The organism is Pseudoclavibacter sp. RFBB5, assembly GCF_002931555.1.
Taxonomy (GTDB): Bacteria; Actinomycetota; Actinomycetes; order Actinomycetales; family Microbacteriaceae; genus Pseudoclavibacter.
Genome location: NZ_PSTZ01000005.1, coordinates 149872 through 167149, shown reverse-complemented (window position 1 = coordinate 167149; position 17278 = coordinate 149872). Strand labels below are relative to the sequence as shown.

Here is a 17278-nt window from a genome sequence, read left to right as displayed (position 1 = left end):
GAGCTTGATGTCCGGTCAGACTCGCACGGTGTCCGCTGGTACCGTCCGGTCGTTCTCGGCCCGCTGCGCGGCGAGCTCGAGGCCGCGTTCGGTGGTCGGGAAGCGCGCGGCGGCGGCACGAACCTCGTCGGCGGGGAAGTTCGCGCCGAAGAGCTCGCTGCCCGGTTGCAGCAGGAAGCTCTCGTGCAGGGTGCCGACGCGCACGGGGTCGAAGCCGGCCGCATCCACGAGCGCTGCCGCTGCCGCGAGGTCGGCATCGTCATCACCCGCGATGCCGATCCCCCGCCTGCCGGGGGCATCGGTCGGCTTCGGCCCTTCGTCGAGGTCGTGGTAGCCCATGTGGTTGAAGGCCTTCACGACGTGCGAGTCGGAGAGGAGCCGCTGCACGAGCTCGCTCGTCGCGACGGTCGGGTCGTTGAGGTCGTCGCGCACGCCGTCGATCTCCCACCAGTAGTTCATGGCGTCGATGACGAGCTTGCCCCGCAGCTCGTCGAGCGGGAGCGTCTCGCGCTCGCCGAGCGGGAGCGCCTTGCCAAGTGGCAGGGCCAGGATGACGACGTCGGCCGCGGCCGCCACCTCAGCGCTCGTGCCCGTGGTCGCGCCCGGCACGAGGACGTCGATGATGAGGTCGATCTTGCTCGGCGCCCCGGAACCCGAGATGAGCACCCGGTAGCCGTTGCCGATGAGGAGGCGGGCGAGCACGGTGCCGACCTTGCCGGCGCCGAGGATACCGATGGTGGGCAGGGCCTCGCTGCGGTCGCTCGGGTCGAGCTGCAGGTCAGACATTGATGGACTCCTTCGCGAGCAGTCGGCGCACTCGGGGTGCGACTTCGGTGCCGAGCAGGCTGATGGTCTGGGCGCGTGCCTCCGTCGGCAGGCCGATGACGTCGTACTTGAGGTCGAAGCGGCTGATGCGGAGAACCTCCACCATGCGCGCGATCTTCGCGGCGACCGTGTCGGGCGAGCCGACGAAGAGGGCGCCGGATTCGAGCTCCATGAGGTAGCGCTCCTTGGTTGGCGGGTAGAAGCCGCGCTCCTTCCCCATCATCTCGACCATGGGCTTCCACGACTCCCACCAGGTCTCGGCGGCTTCCTCGTCCGTCTCGGCGACGAGGCCGAGGGCGTGCTGGCCGACCCGGTTCGCGGGCATCCCGAACTTCTCGAGCGCCCGGAAGTAGAGGTCGACGTTGCCGGCGAAGCGCTCGGGCTGCCCGCCGATGATGGCGAGCATGAGCGGCAGGCCGTAGCGGGCGGCGCGCACGACCGAGTCCGGGCTGCCGCCGACGCCCACCCAGGTGGGGATGCCGCCGGGGCGCATGGTGGGGTGCAGCGTCTGGTTCACGAGCGGCGCGCGCACGCTGCCCGACCAGGTGACCGAGTCGCTGCGCTGCAGCTGCATGAAGAGGTCGAGCTTCTCCTCGAAGAGCTGCTCGTAGTCGGCGATGTCGTAGCCGAAGAGCGGGAACGACTGGGTCTGGGATGCGCGGCCCACGACCATCTGCGCGCGCCCGTTCGAGAGCGCGTCGAGGGTGGAGAACTCGTTGTAGAGGCGAACGGGGTCATTGGTGCTGAGCACGGTGACGGCAGAGCCGAGGCGGATGCGCTCGGTCGCGGTCGCGATGCCGGCCAGGATCACGGGGGTCGCGGAGTCGACGAAGCCCTCGCGGTAGTGCTCGCCGATGCTGAAGACGTCGAGGCCGACCTGCTCGGCGAGGCGGGCCTCGTCGACGAGGAGGCGAACCGTCTCGGCATCCGACAGGGGCGTGCCGTTGACGTTCGGCACGTCGCCGAACGAGTTGAGGCCGATCTCGAACGGGAACCGGCCTGCATCCACTGCGCTCATCTGCGTTCCCTGCTGCGTGCTCATGGCTCCTCCAAGTAGTTGACGCGTCAATCATGCGCCAGGGTAGTTGATATGTCAACTACATGGCATGATGGAGGCATTCCGAACCCTGGAGGCCTCATGAACGCATCGCCGAGAACGCAGATCAGCGCCGAGGAGCTGCGCGTCTGGCGCGGGTTCATCGAGACGACGGGCGTGCTCAACTCCCGCCTCGCGAGCCGCATGCAGAGCGAGTCCGCACTGTCGACGGGCGACTACGGTGTGCTGCTCGCCTTGCGCGAGGCGCCGGGGCGCTCACTGCGCTCCTCCGAGCTCGCGGCGTCAATCGGCTGGGAGCGCAGCCGCCTCTCGCATCAGCTCGGCCGCATGGAGAAGCGCGGGCTGCTGCGCCGCGACCCGTGCCCCGAGGACACGCGCGGGTCGGTGGTCAGCCTCACCGAAGAAGGGGCGACCGCCTTCCGCCGCGGCTCGGTCCCGCACCTCAAGGCCGTGCAGGAGCTGTTCCTCGACGCCCTCTCCCCCGAACAGCTCGCTCAGGTCGAGGCGCTGACGGACACGCTTCGCGGGCATCTGGGACTCGACGAGTCGGAGGGCGGGTCCGATCTTGGCTGACAACGCCCGCTCCGCGACGGTCGTGGTGATCGGCGCCGGGCAGGCCGGGCTCTCAGCGGGGTTCCACCTGCAGCGGCGCGGCTTCGTGAGTGCCCTGGACGAGCCTGGAGCGGAACGCACCTTCGTGATACTCGACGCGAACCCCGAGCCTGGCGGCGCGTGGCAGCACCGGTGGGAGTCGCTGACGATGGCGACCGTGAACGGCATCTTCGACCTGCCGACGTTCGCGCGCACGCCCGGCAGCGACGATGAGCCGAGCCGGGATGCGGTGCCGCGGTACTTCGCTGCGTTCGAGCGGGCGCATCCGCTGCCCATCGTGCGACCGGTTCGGGTGCTCGACGTCTCGCGCGTCGACGACGACCCCCGCGGTGAGCTACTCGTGCGCACCGATACGGCCGGCGTGTGGCGGGCGAGCGCGATCATCAACGCGACCGGCACCTGGAACAACCCGCTGCTGCCGAGCATCCCGGGCCAGGAGACCTTCGCGGGGCACCAGCTGCATACGCGCGACTACGTGTCGGCGGAGGAGTTCGCGGGTCAGCGGGTGGCTGTCGTGGGCGGCGGCATCTCAGCCGTGCAGCAGCTGGAGGAGATCTCGCGCACGGCCCAGACGTTCTGGTACACGCGGCGCGAGCCGGTGTTCCTGGAGGGCGGCTTCGACCCGGAGGTTGAGGGGCGGACCACGATCGCGAAGGTCATCGCCGACGTCGAGGCGGGCGAGCCGGCGAGCAGCGTCGTCTCGTATACGGGTCTCGGCTGGTCGTCGTACGCGATCGCCGCGCGCGACCGCGGGGCGCTCGTGCGGCGGCCCATGTTCACCGCGATCGAACCGGGCGGGGTGCGCGAGGCCGACGGCACCTTCACGCCCGTGGATGTGATCCTCTGGGCGACCGGCTTCCGCGCCGACCTCGCGCACCTCGACACGCTGGGGCTGCGCAACGAGCGCGGCGGCATCACGATGCGGGGCACGCAGGTCGCCGACGAGCCGCGCATCCACCTCATCGGGTTCGGGCCGTCTCAGTCGACGGTCGGCGCGAACCGGGCGGGACGGGATGCGGCGCGAGCGATCGAGAAGCTCGAGCTGGGGCGGAGCGAGCACACCGTGGGACCACGGGAGCCGGCAGTCAGGCGATGATCTGCGGCCGCCCAGCCTCGGTGCGTACGGTCGCGCCATGACCACCCCACAGAACGTATCCCCCGCGTCCGACGATTCGAGCGACTCCTCGACCGGCGACGAGAACCTGCGCGACATCATCGAGGAGGTCGAGGGCGAGCACGGCCGTGACGGCGCGGCCGCGATGGCCGACAAGCTCCGCGACCGCACCGAGGAGACGCAGCAGGAAGCAGAGGACCCTGCTGAGGAGCAGAACTAGGCGGACGGGCACGCCCGGCGATCGCGACCGCTAGCGTCGTGTCATGACCCGCCCCGCCGCCACCCCAACCGTCCAGGTCGATGACGACCGATTCCGCGTCACCGAGTGGCACTTCCCTCCCGGTGCTGAGACCGGCTGGCATACGCACACGATGCCGTACGTCGTCGTGCCGCAGACGACGGGGACCCTGACCGTGGAGACCAAGACCGCCGATCCGTTCGCGATGGAGTGCACGGCGGGCGTCAGCTACAGCCGCGAGGCCGGCGCGCACCACAACATCGTCAACGACCGCGACGAGCAGTTCACGTTCGTGGAGGTCGAGGCGAAGGGCTCCGTCGCGTGAGGGACGCAAACAGCGTCGACTCCGGTTCCGGAGATTCCGACGCGGTTCCCGAACGAGACCCCGAGGAGCCCGGGACTGAGCAGAACCTTGAGACCGACCCTTCGTTCGTGGCGCTGACGCCAGATGAGCGGCGGCTCGCGCTGACCGCCGGACGATTGTTCGGCGTGATGGCGGCAAAGGCCGGTCAGGAGTCCCCTCACCCGTTGCGCGCGGTGCCATTCGAGGGCGGGGTCGCGGTGTTCCGCGCGGTTCGCGTCGGCGGCATGATCCTCGTCGGGGACGACGAGTCCGTCATGTTCCGCGCCTCGTCGTACACGTTCGATCGTGCCTTGGAGGAGTTCAGCGCCGGCGAGCGCACTCAGGTGGAGTCGTTCGGACGCGGATGAACCGTCGTCGCCACTGCTCTGGCAGCAGCCACGACGGTTCAGTTCACTCGAAGTCTTACTGTGCGCGGATGTCGGAGAAGACCATGAGCCAGTTCGGGTCGACGGCATAGAAGGCGTCCGTCAGGTTCGCCTTCTTGAGGCACGAGTCGGTACCGGTCAGGAGCGTCCCAGAGAAGGTGACGAGCTGCCCTTCCTCCATTGAGGTCAGGGCGGTGAACATCGGAGTCCCAGGCTCGATCAGAGTGTTGTCGCCAATGTCCGAGAACGCATTGTTCCAGGTCTGGAAGACCATGTTCTCCGCAATTTCGATGCGAACGTGCGCCTTGCCCTCATCGTTGGCCCCGATCTCAATGATCTTGCCCACCCACTGCTGGGTAGCACCGCCAGGGACGGTTTCGCAGAGCGCTGCATCTCTCGAACGGATGGCTTCCGATTCCTGAAGTTCTGTAGACGCTGCGTCGTAAGCGTCCAGGTGCTGATCAGCGACCGTGACAAATGACAATTGCTGGTCGGGGTAACCACCGTAGGCGTCAGCTGGAACCGGCTCCGCCGGCGCTTGCGTGGGAGTAACCGCGGGGGCCTCCTCAACGGGTTCAGCGGGCACTTCGACGACAGCTTCTACTTCTGCGGCAGCGGTCGCTTCCGTCGTCGCAACGGCCGCTACCGGCTCGTCTGCATCTCCCGAACCGCCCAGTCCGATCGTGGTGCCGATCGACGCGACCACAGCCAACGACGCGAGGACGATTCCAACGACCGCCATGGGCCGGCTCTGCCCCTTGCTGAGAGCGAGAACACCGAACACGATCGCCACGAACCCGACGAGCAATCCAAGAACCGGAACGAGCCCGATCAGGAAAGCGACGATGCCGACTACAAGGGCCGTCACCGCGAGCCCCTTGAGCTTCCTCCCAACTGATTGAGCCGGGAGAAAGCTGTGGTGATTCTGTTGCTGGCCGTACCCGTTCTGCGGAGGCTGAGGTTGCGACTGCGCACCGAAGTTGGGTGCTGCTGGAGGAAGGGACATTCGGAAACCTTCTGACGGAAACTGGGAGTTGCCTGAAGGCTAGGGAAAATACTCACGATGCGTATCCCCGGGCAGTCCCCGGATTGCCAACCCGATGAAGACCGCGAACATCTCGATGCATTAAGTGAGAGCCTCAGCTCTGCGAGCTTCTTCCGACCGCCTTCGCCGCTCGGACGCCAACGCGGGCGCCGTAGAGGACGAACCCGAGCAGGGCCGCGCATCCCGCCAAGACAACCCCGATCATGACCGGGTTGGGCATCGGGATCATCACCACCAGGCCGGTCACGAGCGCCAGGATGCCGGCGGTCATCGTGGCGCGCTTCGACCGCACGTGCGCCGCAAGCCAGGCGACGTCGCTCGACATCGTGCTCGGCGTGCGGATGCCGGCGATGTCGTTCCGCTTCAGCTGGCCCGAGGCGGCGGCCTGGGCCATCCACATGGTGAGGAGCCCGGATCCGGCCATGACGATTGCCAGAACGATTCGAACGGCAAAGGGGGTATCCATCTGCACCATCGTACGGAGCAGGCCGTCGTCGCGTTCCCTCTCGGGTTTCCGACGCCATCGTTCGATGCGGCGACGCCTCGTGCCCTAGCGTTGTCGACGTTCCGAGTTCGGCAAGATTTCCTGGAGGTCAGCCTCGATGCCTGATCAGCTTCCCCCGTGTCCCGAGTGCGCGAGCGAGCTCGCCTACGAGATGGGTGCGCTGCTGGTGTGCCCGATGTGCGGCCACGAGTGGGCGCCCGGTGACGCCGACGGTGCCGAGGCACACGTCGAGGTTCGGGACTCGGTCGGGAACGTGCTGGCCGACGGCGACTCCGTCACGATCGCGAAGGACCTCAAGGTCAAGGGCGCAGGCGGCGGAACGGTCAAGGTGGGCACGAAGGTCAACGGCATCCGCCTGATCACGGACGGCGTCGGCGACCACGACATCGACGCGAAGGTGCCAGGCTTCGGGCAGATGCAGCTGAAGTCGAGCGTGGTCAAGAAGATCGTCTGACGACCGGCGGACCGCCCCTCGAAATCGATCCGCCGGGCGCCTTTCCGTGACAGAACGGCGTCGAGGAGACGCCACGCACCGCGCCCCGCTTACTCGTTCGACCTACGACTGACCAAGGCCAGCGCGAGTCTGCGCGAGCCCCCGGCTCCGTTCAGCTGACGTTCCGCGCACAAGTTGCCATGCCCGGGGCTCACGTGGCGACGAGCTCAAGAATCGCTCGGTCGTTCGTCCGCCAACGTTGAGCTTTGTTGTCAGAGAACTCAACTGATTCCACGGTGTACTTCTCTGTCTGCATCACGGGACGCAACCAGGTGCCATCAGCCTTGGCATCTTCGCAACGCTCAGCAAAATTCCACCTCTTCGAATTGGCATCAAACTCGACGAAGAATTCCCCTGGCGGCAGTACGCTGATATTGATTGGCTTCATCTCCTGATTATCGAACTTCACTGAGATCTGCACACTGTTGAACGACGTACCGGAGTGGTTATTCACGACCACCCCACGAGAAATGGGGTACGGCTGGTCTCCGATTCTGGCCACGACCCATGTGGTGAGGCGCGAAGGCTGCGCGCGGCGATCAAGGTCCACCTCTGCTCGCCGCCTTTGCCGCTCGTGCCAGAACTGCCAGACCGCGAGGCCAACGGCCACAGTCGTGATCCAAGTCGGAAGGTCGCCCCAGAATCCCATGTTCTCCCCCAGTTACTTCGCTGCCCTGTTGCAGCCTTCCGATCTTGGCCGCGCGGACTCTTTCCGAAGAAATCGAACTGGTCAGATTGGCGACTCCACCGTCAATGTCATTGAAATTACCCACGGAAAGCTCGCCACGGACCGAGCGCCTCACTTTCCGCGCTCTCTGAAGCAGGAGCCACGGTATTTGCTAGCGAGGATAGCCACCGCGCCTAAAGCTCGATACCTATTACCTCGGTGACGCGATACTTTGCGCCGCATCACCAGAGTCCGAAGCGTTCGGGCAGATGCAGCTGAAGTCGAGCGTGGTCAAGAAGGTCGTATGACACCGAGGACCTACGGACCGACCGACGGCAAGACTCCGCCGCCGGCCGGCATACTCCGAAGAGACGGCCCGGCTCGCTAGACCTGCTCGGGCCGGCGGATGCTCTCCGCTCCCCCGTCGATGAAGATGATCTGCCCGGTGACGCAGCCGTTGTCCACGCTGGTGAGCCACGCGAGCAGGTTCGAGACCTGGATGGGGTCGGCGGCCGGGCCGCCGTATGGTGCCGGGGCACCCGCATCCATTGCCGCGCGGCCTTCCTCGGTATCGAGTGCGGCCGCGGTCATCGGGGTGAGGATGACGCCGGGCGCGACGGCGTTGAGCGCGATGCCAGCTTTCGCCCACTCGGCGGTGGGGGCGTTCTTCCGAACCCAGCGGGCGATCGACAGCTTCGAGGTTGTGTAGAGCACCGAAGAGCCCGCCGCGTTGGCGGTGGCACCGAGCGAGTCGGCGTAGGCGAGCGCGGCAGCTTCGTCGCCCGACTCGATGAGGTCGAGGAGCTGCTGGTCGACCTCCTCGAGGGCGGCGAGGGATGCGACGACGGCTGCGCGGGGCGCGTCGGACTTCGCGAGCAGCGGGCGGAGGCCCTCAAGTGTGGCGACGGCGCCGAAATGGTTCACAGCGACGGTGACCGGAGCCGGGATGACGAGGCCCGCGATGGCGAGCACGCCATCGACCACGCCGCCGCTGAGCTCCTCGGCGCGGGTGACAAGCTCGGCCCGGCCCTCGGCGGTGGTGAGGTCGGCGTTGATGTCGGCGTTCTTGAGGTCGACGCCGATCACGGTGTGCCCGTCGGCACGGAGCTTCTCGGCGGTGACCTTCCCGATGCCGGAGGCGGAGCCGGTGACTACGTAGGTGCGGGTCATGAGGAGGTGTCCTTATCGTCGTTGATGAGCCAGGCGGGGAGAAGCGCGAGCAGCTGTTGCTGCACGCGTTCGGTGGGTTCTGGGGTGTCGCTGAGCAGCCAGGCCGTGATGACGGCGAGGCTGCCGCCCGCGACGTACTCGGCGGCGACCTCCGGGTCGAGGCCTACGGGAACGGTGAGCCGCATCGTGCCGAGGGCCTGCTCGGCGAAGGCCGCGCGGACGGCCCGGGCCGCTTCCGTGGTCGTGCGGCTGCCGAACACCCCTGCGTAGAGCGTGCGGCGCTTCGCGAATTCGGCGACGAGCTGCGAGGTCGTCGCCCGGGCGGTCTCGATGGGGGTCGCGGACGCGCGCAAACTCAGGTCGAGTTCCTCGATCTGCGTGAAGACCTCGGTGAGGATGCGGACGGCGAGCGCGTCGAGGTCGCGGAACTGCGCGTAGAAGGTTGAGCGGCTGACGCCGGCTTCGGCGACGATCGCCGGCACCGTGACCTCTTCGCCACGAGCTGAGAGCTCCTCGACGGCGGCGACGATCGCGGCCTGCGTCCGGGCGGGGCGAGGGTCAGGCGAGCGGGGCGTGGCGGTCGTTGGCACACGACGAGCCTAGCAAGTTTCGGACTGTTGTCCAGAAAGTGGACGACGTGTGGTGCAGGTTCGAGTTGGCCTCAGTCGTTCCACTTGCCCGTGTCGAGGAACGAATGCATCCGGTCGAGGTGGGGTTCGAGGTCCCAACCCCGCGCCGCAACCCAGGCGTCGTCGTAGTAGGTGTTCGCGTAGCGGGCTCCCCCGTCGCAGATGAGGGTGACGACACTGCCCTTCTCACCGGCGGCGAGCATCCGCGCGATGATCTGGAAGGCGCCCACGAGGTTCGTCCCGGTGGATCCGCCCGCCCAGTGCTGGGTGCGCTCACGGAGGACGCGGATCGCGGCGACGGAGGCGGCGTCCGGCACCTGGATCATGTCGTCGATGACCGTCTCGATGAACGAAGGCTCGACGCGCGGGCGGCCGATGCCCTCGATCTTCGAGCCCCGACCGGTCGCGTGGCTGCGGTCTCCGGTCTTCCAGGCCTCGTAGAACGCCGAGCCTTCCGGGTCCACGACGGCCAGACGGGTGTCGTGCCCGCAGTACCTGGCGTAGCGGCCGAAGGTCGCGGAGGTGCCGCCGGTGCCGGCGCTGACCACGATCCAGCTGGGGACAGGGAAGCGTTCCAGCGTCATCTGCGAGTAGACGCTCTTCGCGATGTTGTTGTTGCCTCGCCAGTCGGTGGCACGTTCGGCGTTGGTGAACTGGTCGAGGTAGTGCCCGTCGAGCTCGTCGGCGAGCCGTTCCGCCTCGGAGTACACGTGGAGGGGCTCGTCGACCATGTGGCAGCGGCCGCCGTAGAACTCGATGAGCTCGATCTTCTCGGGGCTCGTGGTGCGGGGCACGACGGTGACGAACGGCAGCCCGAGCATCCGCGCGAAGTACGACTCCGACACGGCGGTCGACCCGCTCGACGCCTCGACGAGCGTCGTGCTCGGGCCGACCTGCCCGTTCACGATGGCGTAGAGGATGAGGGAGCGAGCCAGGCGGTGCTTCAGCGAGCCCGTCGGGTGCACCGACTCGTCCTTCAGATACAGGTCGATGCCCCACTCCGGCGGAAGCGGGAAGACGTGGAGGTGCGTGTCGGCGCTGCGGTTGGCGTCGGCCTCGAGCACGCGGATCGCCTCGCGAATCCACTGGCGTCGGTCTGGGGTCTCGGTTGCGTGTGCCACCGATCCAGTATGCGACGCGAGCGGCCGGATGCTTCCCCGCGGCCTGCGGGGTCGGCGCGTCGGTCAGTCTCGGCGTTCGACGACCATCCCGGCCGGGACCTCGGGTACGTCGCCGGGCCACGGCCCGAGTCGCACCGCGTTCTCGGGCACACCCTTCTCGGTGGCGTAGTCGGCGACGGGAACGGACACGCTGGTGAAGCCGTTGTCGGCAACTCCAGGAGTCGAGGAGGCGCTCGGCACCCACCCGGTCTCGATGCCGACGGCGGTCATGTCGATACCGTCGTCCGCGGGTCCCGTGAAGCGGATCTCGATGGCGATGTTCGGCATGTGGTCGTCGCGCACCGACCACGCCGATTCGGTGAGAAAGACGAGGAGCGCGCCAGGGTCGGCGAGCTGGTACCCCTCCTCCAGGGTCACATTCACACCGAACCCGGTGTTGCCCTTGACGTTGGGGGCCGACCCGCCGACGTCGGAGAAGGTGAGCCCTTCGATGGCGTCGAGGGTGTCCTCAAGCTCGGCGAGCGTCTGCCCGCCGGTCTCGGCGTCGCGAGGGATCTCCGGGTAGGCGGGCCCGCATCCGCTGAGCACGGTGCAGGCGACCAGCGCGGTCGCGAGTGCCGCCGGGCGTCGTGGATGCGCAGAGAACATGGCGACAGGCTACGGGTCGGCCTCGTAGCCGGTCGGCCACGAGGCCGATCGGCAGGCGCAGCTAGGACGAGGAGTCGGCTCGCATGTCCGGCAGCAAGCGGACGCACCCCGTACGCGTGCGCTGAGACGCGGATGCGTCAGGCGCCCCGTTTTGTGACGGCTGAGTCGGAGAGCGTGATGAGGTCGACGGCGTGCAGCCGCGGCCAGCCGTGCACGGGGTCGACGAGGGCTGGCGGCAAGGCGTCCGCGCCAAAGACGGCCCCGGCGAGCGATCCGGCGATGGCGGCTACGGTGTCGGTGTCGTTGCCTCCGCGGACGGCGCGTTCGAGTGCATCCACTGCGGAGGTCGCGCCGGCGATCGCGGCGAGTGCGCCCTGGAAGGCGCGGACGACCCAGCCGTTCTGTTCGGAGAAGTCGCGCGGGTGCGCGCCGGGCGCGAGCGCTTGCCCGGTGAACCCGCGCCACCGGTCGCGGCGTTCGCCGGGGATGGCGTTGAGCTGGCCGAGGACGTCGAGTTCGCCGGTGAGGATGGCGTGGCGGATGCTGAGGCACCAGAGCACGCAGGCGTCGGCGTTGTCGCCTTCCCAGTGGGTGAGCTGCGCGATGCGGGTGGCGGCGTCGACGAGGTCACGCTCTTGGCCGTCGGCGAGGTAGCCGAGGGCGACGGGGCCGGTGCGCATGAGGGCGCCGTTGCCGCCGCTTCGACCAGCGCGCGTGTGGACGTCGCGCGCCGCGTCGCGGGCTCGGTCTTCTGTGACGTCGCCTTCGAGGGCGGACAGCACGGTGCGCGTCTGCGCTCCGACGTCTTTCGCATCCCGGGCCCACTCGCGCCAGGCGACGACGATCTGCGCGAGCACGTGAGCGTCGTTCAGCGACTCCCCCGCGGCGAGGGCCTGAAGGATCGGCATGGCCATGGAGGTGTCGTCGGTCCACTCGCCGACCCCGTGGCCAAACACGCCGACGCCGTAGGAGACGGGCGTCGCATCCGAGAGCGGCGGCCCGAACTCGTACTGCGAGCCGAGGGCGTCGCCGACGGCGGATGCGAGGACGGCGCCGCGTGCGCGGTCGAGCTGGGGCGGGGTGAAGGGCATGCCCGAAGTCTGCCCCCTCCGGCACGTCCGACGCTGAACCGAGGCGTCTTGGCTCTCGTTTGCTCGAGCCTCTTGACTCTTGTAATCGGTTGCAGTTAACTGTCAATCGTTAACGGTCCATGAAGGAGTGACGTTGTGACGATGAAGCCCACCCGAGCGCCAGCCCTCGGCGAACAGCTCGCTGCAGTGCTGCGCGACCAGATCGTGCGCCGCCAGCGACAGCCAGGTACGCACCTCGTTGAGGATGCGCTCGCGCAGGAACACGACGTGAGTCGCGGACCGGTGAGAGATGCCCTTCGACTCCTCGAAGCCCAGGGGTTGGTCGAGTCGCGTCGCCGCGGTTTCTTCGTCGTCGGCCTCACCCAGGACGACATCAACGACCTCTATGAGCTGCGCGAATCGATCGAGATCACGGCCTGCCTCCGCGCGATCGAGCACGTCACCCCCACGCAGATCGCGGAGGCCCGGGAGATCGTGGCCGAGATGGTGAACCACGCCGAGAAATCGGCGGCGGATGATTTCGCGGAAGCCGACATGCGCTTCCATGCGCTGCTCTACGTCATGGGCGGCAACCGCCGTCTCCAGGACGTCTGGGTCGCTCACGAGTCCGTCTTCGCGAGCCTCATGCAGCTCACCGTGGAGGAGGACGTGGACCTGCGTCCATCAGCACTCGACCACGGCCGACTCGTCGACCTGATCGAGCTGGGGGATTCGAAGGAACTCGAGTCCGAGCTGCGCGAACACCTCGATGGCGCACGCACACGCATGGCGCACGCAGTGCGACTGCTCGCAGACGGACCTCAGAACGAGATCGCGTCGTGAGCGCCCCCGACACCACGGTGGCGACGCTCCCGGCGAGCACCCCCGATACCGTGGCTGAGCCCCTGCCCGCGAGCGCCCCCAAGCGGAAGTTCGTGGCGGTCGGTCGCTCGAAGACGCTGCTCGTCTTCGCCATCCCGGCGCTGGTCTTCTACGGGTTCGCCGTCGTGGCACCTTCGCTCCGCGGCGCCGTCCTCGCGTTCACCAACTGGGACGGCCTCTCCCAGTCCTACGACTTCGTGGGCATCGACAACTTCGTGCGCATCTTCACGACGCAGAGTTCACTCGATGCGCTGAAGATGACGCTGATCTTCGCCCTCGCGGTCACGGTACTGCAGAACCTGATCGGCCTCCTGCTCGCGCTCGGCGTCAACAGCGGACTCAAGTCGCAGAACTTCCTCCGCGTCCTCTTCTTCGCACCCGTCGTCATCACACCAGTTGTCGTCGCCTACCTCTGGAAGTTCCTCCTGGCACCCGACGGGGCCGTCAACGCCCTGCTCGGCGGGGTGGGCCTCGGAGAAAGTGCCCCGAGCTGGCTCGGCGATCCCTTCTGGGCGTCCGTCTCGGTCATCGGGATGATCGTGTGGCAGCACGCCGGCTACTCGATGGTGATCTACCTGGCTGGCCTGCAGTCCATCCCCCAGGAGGTCAACGAGGCAGCCGCGATCGACGGCGCCGGCGCCTGGCAGCGCTTCTGGTACGTCACTCGTCCCCTGCTCGGTCCGGCGCTCGCCATCAACATCATGCTGACGATCATCGGCGGGCTCAAGATGTTCACCGAGGTGTTCGTGCTGACCGCCGGCGGCCCGGGTGGGTCGACCGAGACTCTGTCGACGTTGCTCTACAAGTCGGCCTTCCAGTTCAACGAGTTCGGCTACGGCATCTCCATGGCGCTTGTGCTCGCCGTCGTCGTCGCGATCTTCTCCGTCGGCCAGCAGCGTCTGTCCAGGAAGGCGAACAGCTGATGTTCCGATACTCCAAGGCGACCTTCGCCCGTGAAGTCGTCATGCTCGCCCTCGCGGTGGTCTTCGTCTTCCCCGTCTACATCCTCGTCAACATGGCGCTCCGCCCATCCGGCGACACATCATCTCCGCTGCTCCCACCAACCCAGCCCACGTTCGGGAACTTCATCGAGGCCTGGAACCAGGCGGGACTCGCGTCGGCGCTGCTCAACAGTGCGATCGTGACGGTCACGAGCGTCGTGCTCATCGTCGCGATCTCCGCCATGGCCGCGTACCCGCTCGCACGAGTGCTGTCCAAGCTCTCCACTGCCCTCTTCTGGGTGGTCCTCGTCGGCATGATGATCCCGTTCCAGGTGGCGCTGATTCCGCTCTACCAGACGATGAGGGACCTCGGCCTGCTCGGCTCTCTCTTCTCGCTCATCCTCTTCTACACGGGCAGCCAGGTGCCGTTCTCCGTCTTCCTCTACACGGGCTTCCTCCGAACCCTTGATCGAGACTATGAGGAGGCCGCCGCCATCGACGGGGCCGGCCCAGTTCGCACCTTCGTGAGCATCGTCTTCCCCTTGCTCCGCCCGATCACCGGCACCGTGATCATCCTCAACGCCATCACCATCTGGAACGACTTCTTGGTGCCGCTCCTGTACCTCAGCGGCACGCCCCAGCAGACAGTCCCCGTCGCGCTCTTCGCGTTCGTCGGGCAGTTCGTCTCCAACTGGCCCGTCGTCTTCGCGGGCCTCATCATCAGCGTCCTGCCCGTGCTGACGGTCTACTTCCTCATGCAGAAGCAGATCATCAAGGGCTTCGCAGGAGGGCTGAAGGGATGAGCGTGGCAGCGTACGACCTCAGCGTCGACGGCCAGCGCGAGCCGCAGGGCATCGTCACCTCCCCCACATTCTCGTGGCGACTCCGCTCGGCCGACCGCGGCTCGCGGCAGCTGGCCTACCGCATCCGTGTCGACGCACTGCTGCCCGGTGGGCGGGTGCGAGTCTGGGAATCGGGGCGCGTCGAGACGATCGAGACGACCGCGGCTCGGTATCGCGGTTACCCGCTGTCAAGCTCCGCCGCCTACGAATGGACGCTCGACATCGAGGATGCGACGGGCGAGACCTCCACGACGACGAGTCGCTTCGCCACCGGCATCGTGCATCCGGATGAGTGGAGCGCCGCCTGGATCGGCAAGAACCCTGTGTTCCGGAAGACCGCCGTGCCGCCGCAGGACACGGACATCAGCTTCACCGTCAACAAGCTGCAGCAGGTTCGGCGCTTCGTCCGCCACTTCCAGCTCGACGCGGTTCCAGAGTCCGCAAGAGTTCACGCGTCAGCCCGCGGCATCTACCGTCTCTACGTGAACGGCACGAGAGTCGGCACCGACGAGCTCGCGCCCGGCTGGACCGAGTACCGCGACCGCATCACGTACCAATCCTGGGACGTCTCTGGACTGCTCCGAGTCGGCCAGAACAGCATCGCCGCCCTCCTCGGCGACGGCTGGTACGTCGGCTTCATCGGCACAGATCGCCGACACCAGGCTCAGCACTACGGCAAGGAGCCTGCGCTGCTCGTGCAGCTCATGCTCGATGCCGAGGACGGCGGCCGCAGTGTCATCGCCACCGACGACTCCTGGCGCGAGGCTCCGAGCGAGATCATCTACGCGGACCAGCTCATGGGCCAGTACGAGGACTCAAGGCATGAAGAACCTGACTGGCATCTTCCCGGAAGCGATCTCGAGGGGTGGTCGAATGCTGTCGTCGTCGACCACGACCACTCGAAGCTCACGCCGGAGGTCGACCCCGGGGTCCGGCGGACCCTGACGCTGCCGGCAGTGTCGGTCACGGAACGTGAGCCGAGGCGGCACATCGTCGACTTCGGACAGAATCTGGTCGGCCGCGTGTCACTGACCGTGCGAGGACAGGCTGCCGGCACGCGCATCCAGCTGAACCACGCCGAAGTCCTGGACGCCGGGGAGCTGTACACGGCCAATCTCCGAACCGCGGAGCCAGTCGACGTGTTCTGGACCAACGGGGCCGCTGAGCAGACGTTCGAGCCACGCTTCACACTCCACGGCTTCCGGTTCGCCGAAGTCCAAGGCCTGGACGGCGACCTCGATCCTGCCGACATCTCGGCTGTCGTCCTCCACAACGGCTTCGACATCATCGGCGAGTTCGCCTCGTCGAGCCCGGCCCTGGACAGGCTCTTCCGGAACATCGAATGGGGGCTGCGCGGCAACTTCGTCTCCATTCCCACCGACTGCCCGCAACGCGACGAACGCCTCGGCTGGCTCGCAGACGCGCAGGTCTTCGCGCCGACAGCTCTCGCCATCGCCGATGTCGCGCCTCTGCTTCGCCGATGGATGCGGGATGTGCGGAGCGCGCAGAGCGACGACGGGGCGTTCCCCGACATCGCGCCGCACCTCATCCACCTCCGGGAAGGAGCCCCCGCTTGGGGTGACGGCGGCGTCACCATTCCCTGGAACATCTACCGGGCGACCGGCGACGACGTCATCCTGCGGGAATCGGCAGAGTCGATGATCGCCTGGGTCCGGCACATCGAGCGGCACAACACGGACCTCATCTGGCGAAACCAGGTAGGCAACAACTACGGCGACTGGCTGCAGGTCGGGGCGGAGACTCGCAAGGATCTCCTGGCCACGGCGTACTTCGCGTACAGCACAGATCTGACGGCGCGCTCCCTGCGAGTGCTCGGCCGGACGGAAGAGGCCGATGAGCTCGAGTCGCTGCACGCCCGCATCGTCGAGGCCTACCGGAACGAGTTCGTCGAAGCCGACGGAACCGTCGCCGGCGACACTCAGGGTGCCTATCTCCTGACGCTCGCCTTCGACCTCCACGCCGACGAGGCCGAGCGTGCGCGCATCGCAAACAGGCTCGTGGAAGCTGTCGTCCGCGCGGGCACGACGCTGACGGCGGGGTTCGTCACGGTTGGCCTGCTCTGTCCGATCCTCGCCGAGATCGGCCGTGAGGATCTCGCCTTCCAGCTGCTGCACAACGAGCAGTACCCGTCCTGGCTCTACTCCGTCAAGAACGGGGCGACCACGATCTGGGAACGCTGGGACGGCTGGAGCTCAGAAGGTGGCTTCCAATCGGCACGGATGAACAGCTTCAACCACTACTCGCTCGGCTCGGTCGGCGAGTGGTTCCTCTCCGGGATCCTCGGCATACGCCAGTCCGAGACCTCGGCCGGGTTCCGGCAGCTGGCGCTCGCGCCACGATTCGACCCCCATCTTGATCACGCGACCGGTGCCCTCGAGACACCACGAGGTCGAGTCGAGAGCTCCTGGAAACGGGATTCGAACGGGATCACCTGGCAGGTCACGGTTCCGCCGGGGCCCGCCGCTACCGCACAGCTTCCCTGCACATCCGATTCGACGATCACGGAAGGAGGTATCGAGATCAGCCGGTCCACGGGCATCACCGTGACCGAGCTCGGCTCGGCGTGCACGACGCTGCAGCTCGAACCGGGCACCTACTCATTGCAGTTCCCCGTCGACTGACGTCGGCCCCCTCCCCTCCCCCTCTCAGGCTGATTTCGTTTCGGCCTT

General features: G+C 67.2%; 20 protein-coding genes. 10 read left to right on the top strand and 10 right to left on the bottom strand.

Features of this window, described 5'->3' with window-relative positions; all coding sequences use genetic code 11:
- Positions 1–15: 15 nt before the first annotated feature.
- A complete protein-coding gene (locus C5B97_RS05855; RefSeq protein WP_104311188.1) occupies positions 16–786 on the bottom strand; it encodes an NADPH-dependent F420 reductase in 771 nt (256 codons plus the stop codon).
- Positions 779–1867: an LLM class flavin-dependent oxidoreductase gene (locus C5B97_RS05850; RefSeq protein WP_219819769.1), complete on the bottom strand. Its 1089-nt coding sequence runs from the start codon at positions 1865–1867 to the stop codon at positions 779–781. The genes C5B97_RS05855 and C5B97_RS05850 overlap by 8 nt, the downstream gene beginning before the upstream one ends.
- A 96-nt stretch (positions 1868–1963) precedes the next feature.
- Between C5B97_RS05850 and C5B97_RS05845 the strand changes: the two genes are divergently transcribed.
- From C5B97_RS05845 to C5B97_RS05825, 5 genes are read left to right on the top strand one after another with little or no spacing between them, the layout of a single operon-like run.
- On the top strand, positions 1964–2455 hold the full coding sequence (locus C5B97_RS05845; protein WP_104311187.1) for a MarR family winged helix-turn-helix transcriptional regulator: 492 nt from the start codon (positions 1964–1966) through the stop codon (positions 2453–2455).
- Positions 2448–3590, top strand: a complete 1143-nt coding sequence (locus C5B97_RS05840; protein WP_104311186.1) for an NAD(P)-binding domain-containing protein — start codon at positions 2448–2450, stop codon at positions 3588–3590. The genes C5B97_RS05845 and C5B97_RS05840 overlap by 8 nt, the downstream gene beginning before the upstream one ends.
- 37 nt (positions 3591–3627) lie before the next feature.
- Positions 3628–3828 carry a hypothetical protein gene (locus tag C5B97_RS05835; protein ID WP_104311185.1) on the top strand — a complete coding sequence of 67 codons (201 nt, stop codon included), beginning with the start codon at positions 3628–3630 and terminating at the stop codon, positions 3826–3828.
- A gap of 43 nt (positions 3829–3871) precedes the next feature.
- Entirely contained in the window at positions 3872–4171 is a 300-nt protein-coding gene (locus C5B97_RS05830; protein ID WP_104311184.1) for a cupin, read from the top strand.
- Positions 4168–4557, top strand: coding sequence for a hypothetical protein (locus C5B97_RS05825; RefSeq protein ID WP_104311183.1), 390 nt, complete (start codon positions 4168–4170; stop codon positions 4555–4557). The genes C5B97_RS05830 and C5B97_RS05825 overlap by 4 nt, the downstream gene beginning before the upstream one ends.
- Before the next feature lie 55 nt (positions 4558–4612).
- On the opposite strand, the gene C5B97_RS05820 is transcribed toward C5B97_RS05825, so the two are convergent.
- Both C5B97_RS05820 and C5B97_RS05815 read right to left on the bottom strand, forming a co-directional pair.
- Positions 4613–5581, bottom strand: a complete 969-nt coding sequence (locus tag C5B97_RS05820) for a DUF4190 domain-containing protein (protein WP_146080744.1) — start codon at positions 5579–5581, stop codon at positions 4613–4615.
- A 133-nt stretch (positions 5582–5714) separates the two neighbouring features.
- Positions 5715–6086, bottom strand: a complete 372-nt coding sequence (locus C5B97_RS05815) for an SdpI family protein (RefSeq protein WP_104311181.1) — start codon at positions 6084–6086, stop codon at positions 5715–5717.
- Positions 6087–6222: 136 nt separating this feature from the next.
- Between C5B97_RS05815 and C5B97_RS05810 the strand changes: the two genes are divergently transcribed.
- Entirely contained in the window at positions 6223–6579 is a 357-nt protein-coding gene (locus C5B97_RS05810) for a zinc ribbon domain-containing protein YjdM (RefSeq protein ID WP_104311180.1), read from the top strand.
- Positions 6580–6769: 190 nt separating this feature from the next.
- Here C5B97_RS05810 and C5B97_RS05805 read toward each other — a convergent pair whose 3' ends face one another.
- From C5B97_RS05805 to C5B97_RS05780, 6 genes are all read right to left on the bottom strand, one after another.
- Positions 6770–7228 carry a hypothetical protein gene (locus C5B97_RS05805; RefSeq protein WP_146080742.1) on the bottom strand — a complete coding sequence of 153 codons (459 nt, stop codon included), beginning with the start codon at positions 7226–7228 and terminating at the stop codon, positions 6770–6772.
- Between the two features lie 441 nt (positions 7229–7669).
- Positions 7670–8455, bottom strand: coding sequence for an SDR family oxidoreductase (locus tag C5B97_RS05800; protein WP_104311178.1), 786 nt, complete (start codon positions 8453–8455; stop codon positions 7670–7672).
- Positions 8452–9045 carry a TetR/AcrR family transcriptional regulator gene (locus C5B97_RS05795; RefSeq protein ID WP_104311177.1) on the bottom strand — a complete coding sequence of 198 codons (594 nt, stop codon included), beginning with the start codon at positions 9043–9045 and terminating at the stop codon, positions 8452–8454. Before C5B97_RS05795 ends, C5B97_RS05800 begins: the two co-directional genes overlap by 4 nt.
- Before the next feature lie 71 nt (positions 9046–9116).
- Complete coding sequence (locus C5B97_RS05790; protein ID WP_219819768.1) at positions 9117–10205, bottom strand: PLP-dependent cysteine synthase family protein; 1089 nt, start codon at positions 10203–10205, stop codon at positions 9117–9119.
- A 63-nt stretch (positions 10206–10268) separates the two neighbouring features.
- Positions 10269–10853, bottom strand: a complete 585-nt coding sequence (locus C5B97_RS05785) for a hypothetical protein (protein WP_104311176.1) — start codon at positions 10851–10853, stop codon at positions 10269–10271.
- 137 nt (positions 10854–10990) lie between these two features.
- The gene (locus C5B97_RS05780; RefSeq protein WP_104311175.1) at positions 10991–11944 is read right to left on the bottom strand and encodes an ADP-ribosylglycohydrolase family protein; all 954 of its coding nucleotides are present in this window, start codon (positions 11942–11944) and stop codon (positions 10991–10993) included.
- Between the two features lie 141 nt (positions 11945–12085).
- Here C5B97_RS05780 and C5B97_RS05775 point away from each other — a divergent pair, with 141 nt between their 5' ends.
- Genes C5B97_RS05775 through C5B97_RS05760 form a run of 4 tightly spaced genes read left to right on the top strand, consistent with a single transcriptional unit; the run spans position 12086 to position 17230 of the window.
- Positions 12086–12766, top strand: a complete 681-nt coding sequence (locus C5B97_RS05775; RefSeq protein WP_258068038.1) for a GntR family transcriptional regulator — start codon at positions 12086–12088, stop codon at positions 12764–12766.
- Positions 12763–13728 (top strand): carbohydrate ABC transporter permease, encoded by a 966-nt coding sequence (locus tag C5B97_RS05770; RefSeq protein WP_219819767.1) that lies wholly within the window; start codon positions 12763–12765, stop codon positions 13726–13728. The genes C5B97_RS05775 and C5B97_RS05770 overlap by 4 nt, the downstream gene beginning before the upstream one ends.
- On the top strand, positions 13728–14549 hold the full coding sequence (locus C5B97_RS05765) for a carbohydrate ABC transporter permease (RefSeq protein WP_104251358.1): 822 nt from the start codon (positions 13728–13730) through the stop codon (positions 14547–14549). The genes C5B97_RS05770 and C5B97_RS05765 overlap by 1 nt, the downstream gene beginning before the upstream one ends.
- The gene (locus C5B97_RS05760) at positions 14546–17230 is read left to right on the top strand and encodes an alpha-L-rhamnosidase (RefSeq protein WP_104311173.1); all 2685 of its coding nucleotides are present in this window, start codon (positions 14546–14548) and stop codon (positions 17228–17230) included. The genes C5B97_RS05765 and C5B97_RS05760 overlap by 4 nt, the downstream gene beginning before the upstream one ends.
- Positions 17231–17278 lie beyond the last annotated feature (48 nt).

Excerpts from the sequence above, each read along its gene's own strand:
- C5B97_RS05780 (WP_104311175.1), bottom strand. The coding sequence starts at position 11,944 with ATGCCCTTCACCCCGCCCCAGCTCGACCGCGCACGCGGCGCCGTCCTC.
- C5B97_RS05785 (WP_104311176.1), bottom strand. The coding sequence starts at position 10,853 with ATGTTCTCTGCGCATCCACGACGCCCGGCGGCACTCGCGACCGCGCTG.
- C5B97_RS05820 (WP_146080744.1), bottom strand. The coding sequence starts at position 5,581 with ATGTCCCTTCCTCCAGCAGCACCCAACTTCGGTGCGCAGTCGCAACCT.
- C5B97_RS05760 (WP_104311173.1), top strand. The coding sequence starts at position 14,546 with ATGAGCGTGGCAGCGTACGACCTCAGCGTCGACGGCCAGCGCGAGCCG.
- C5B97_RS05835 (WP_104311185.1), top strand. The coding sequence starts at position 3,628 with ATGACCACCCCACAGAACGTATCCCCCGCGTCCGACGATTCGAGCGAC.
- C5B97_RS05800 (WP_104311178.1), bottom strand. The coding sequence starts at position 8,455 with ATGACCCGCACCTACGTAGTCACCGGCTCCGCCTCCGGCATCGGGAAG.
- C5B97_RS05815 (WP_104311181.1), bottom strand. The coding sequence starts at position 6,086 with ATGGATACCCCCTTTGCCGTTCGAATCGTTCTGGCAATCGTCATGGCC.
- C5B97_RS05855 (WP_104311188.1), bottom strand. The coding sequence starts at position 786 with ATGTCTGACCTGCAGCTCGACCCGAGCGACCGCAGCGAGGCCCTGCCC.
- C5B97_RS05810 (WP_104311180.1), top strand. The coding sequence starts at position 6,223 with ATGCCTGATCAGCTTCCCCCGTGTCCCGAGTGCGCGAGCGAGCTCGCC.
- C5B97_RS05850 (WP_219819769.1), bottom strand. The coding sequence starts at position 1,867 with ATGAGCACGCAGCAGGGAACGCAGATGAGCGCAGTGGATGCAGGCCGG.
- C5B97_RS05765 (WP_104251358.1), top strand. The coding sequence starts at position 13,728 with ATGTTCCGATACTCCAAGGCGACCTTCGCCCGTGAAGTCGTCATGCTC.
- C5B97_RS05845 (WP_104311187.1), top strand. The coding sequence starts at position 1,964 with ATGAACGCATCGCCGAGAACGCAGATCAGCGCCGAGGAGCTGCGCGTC.
- C5B97_RS05775 (WP_258068038.1), top strand. The coding sequence starts at position 12,086 with ATGAAGCCCACCCGAGCGCCAGCCCTCGGCGAACAGCTCGCTGCAGTG.
- C5B97_RS05830 (WP_104311184.1), top strand. The coding sequence starts at position 3,872 with ATGACCCGCCCCGCCGCCACCCCAACCGTCCAGGTCGATGACGACCGA.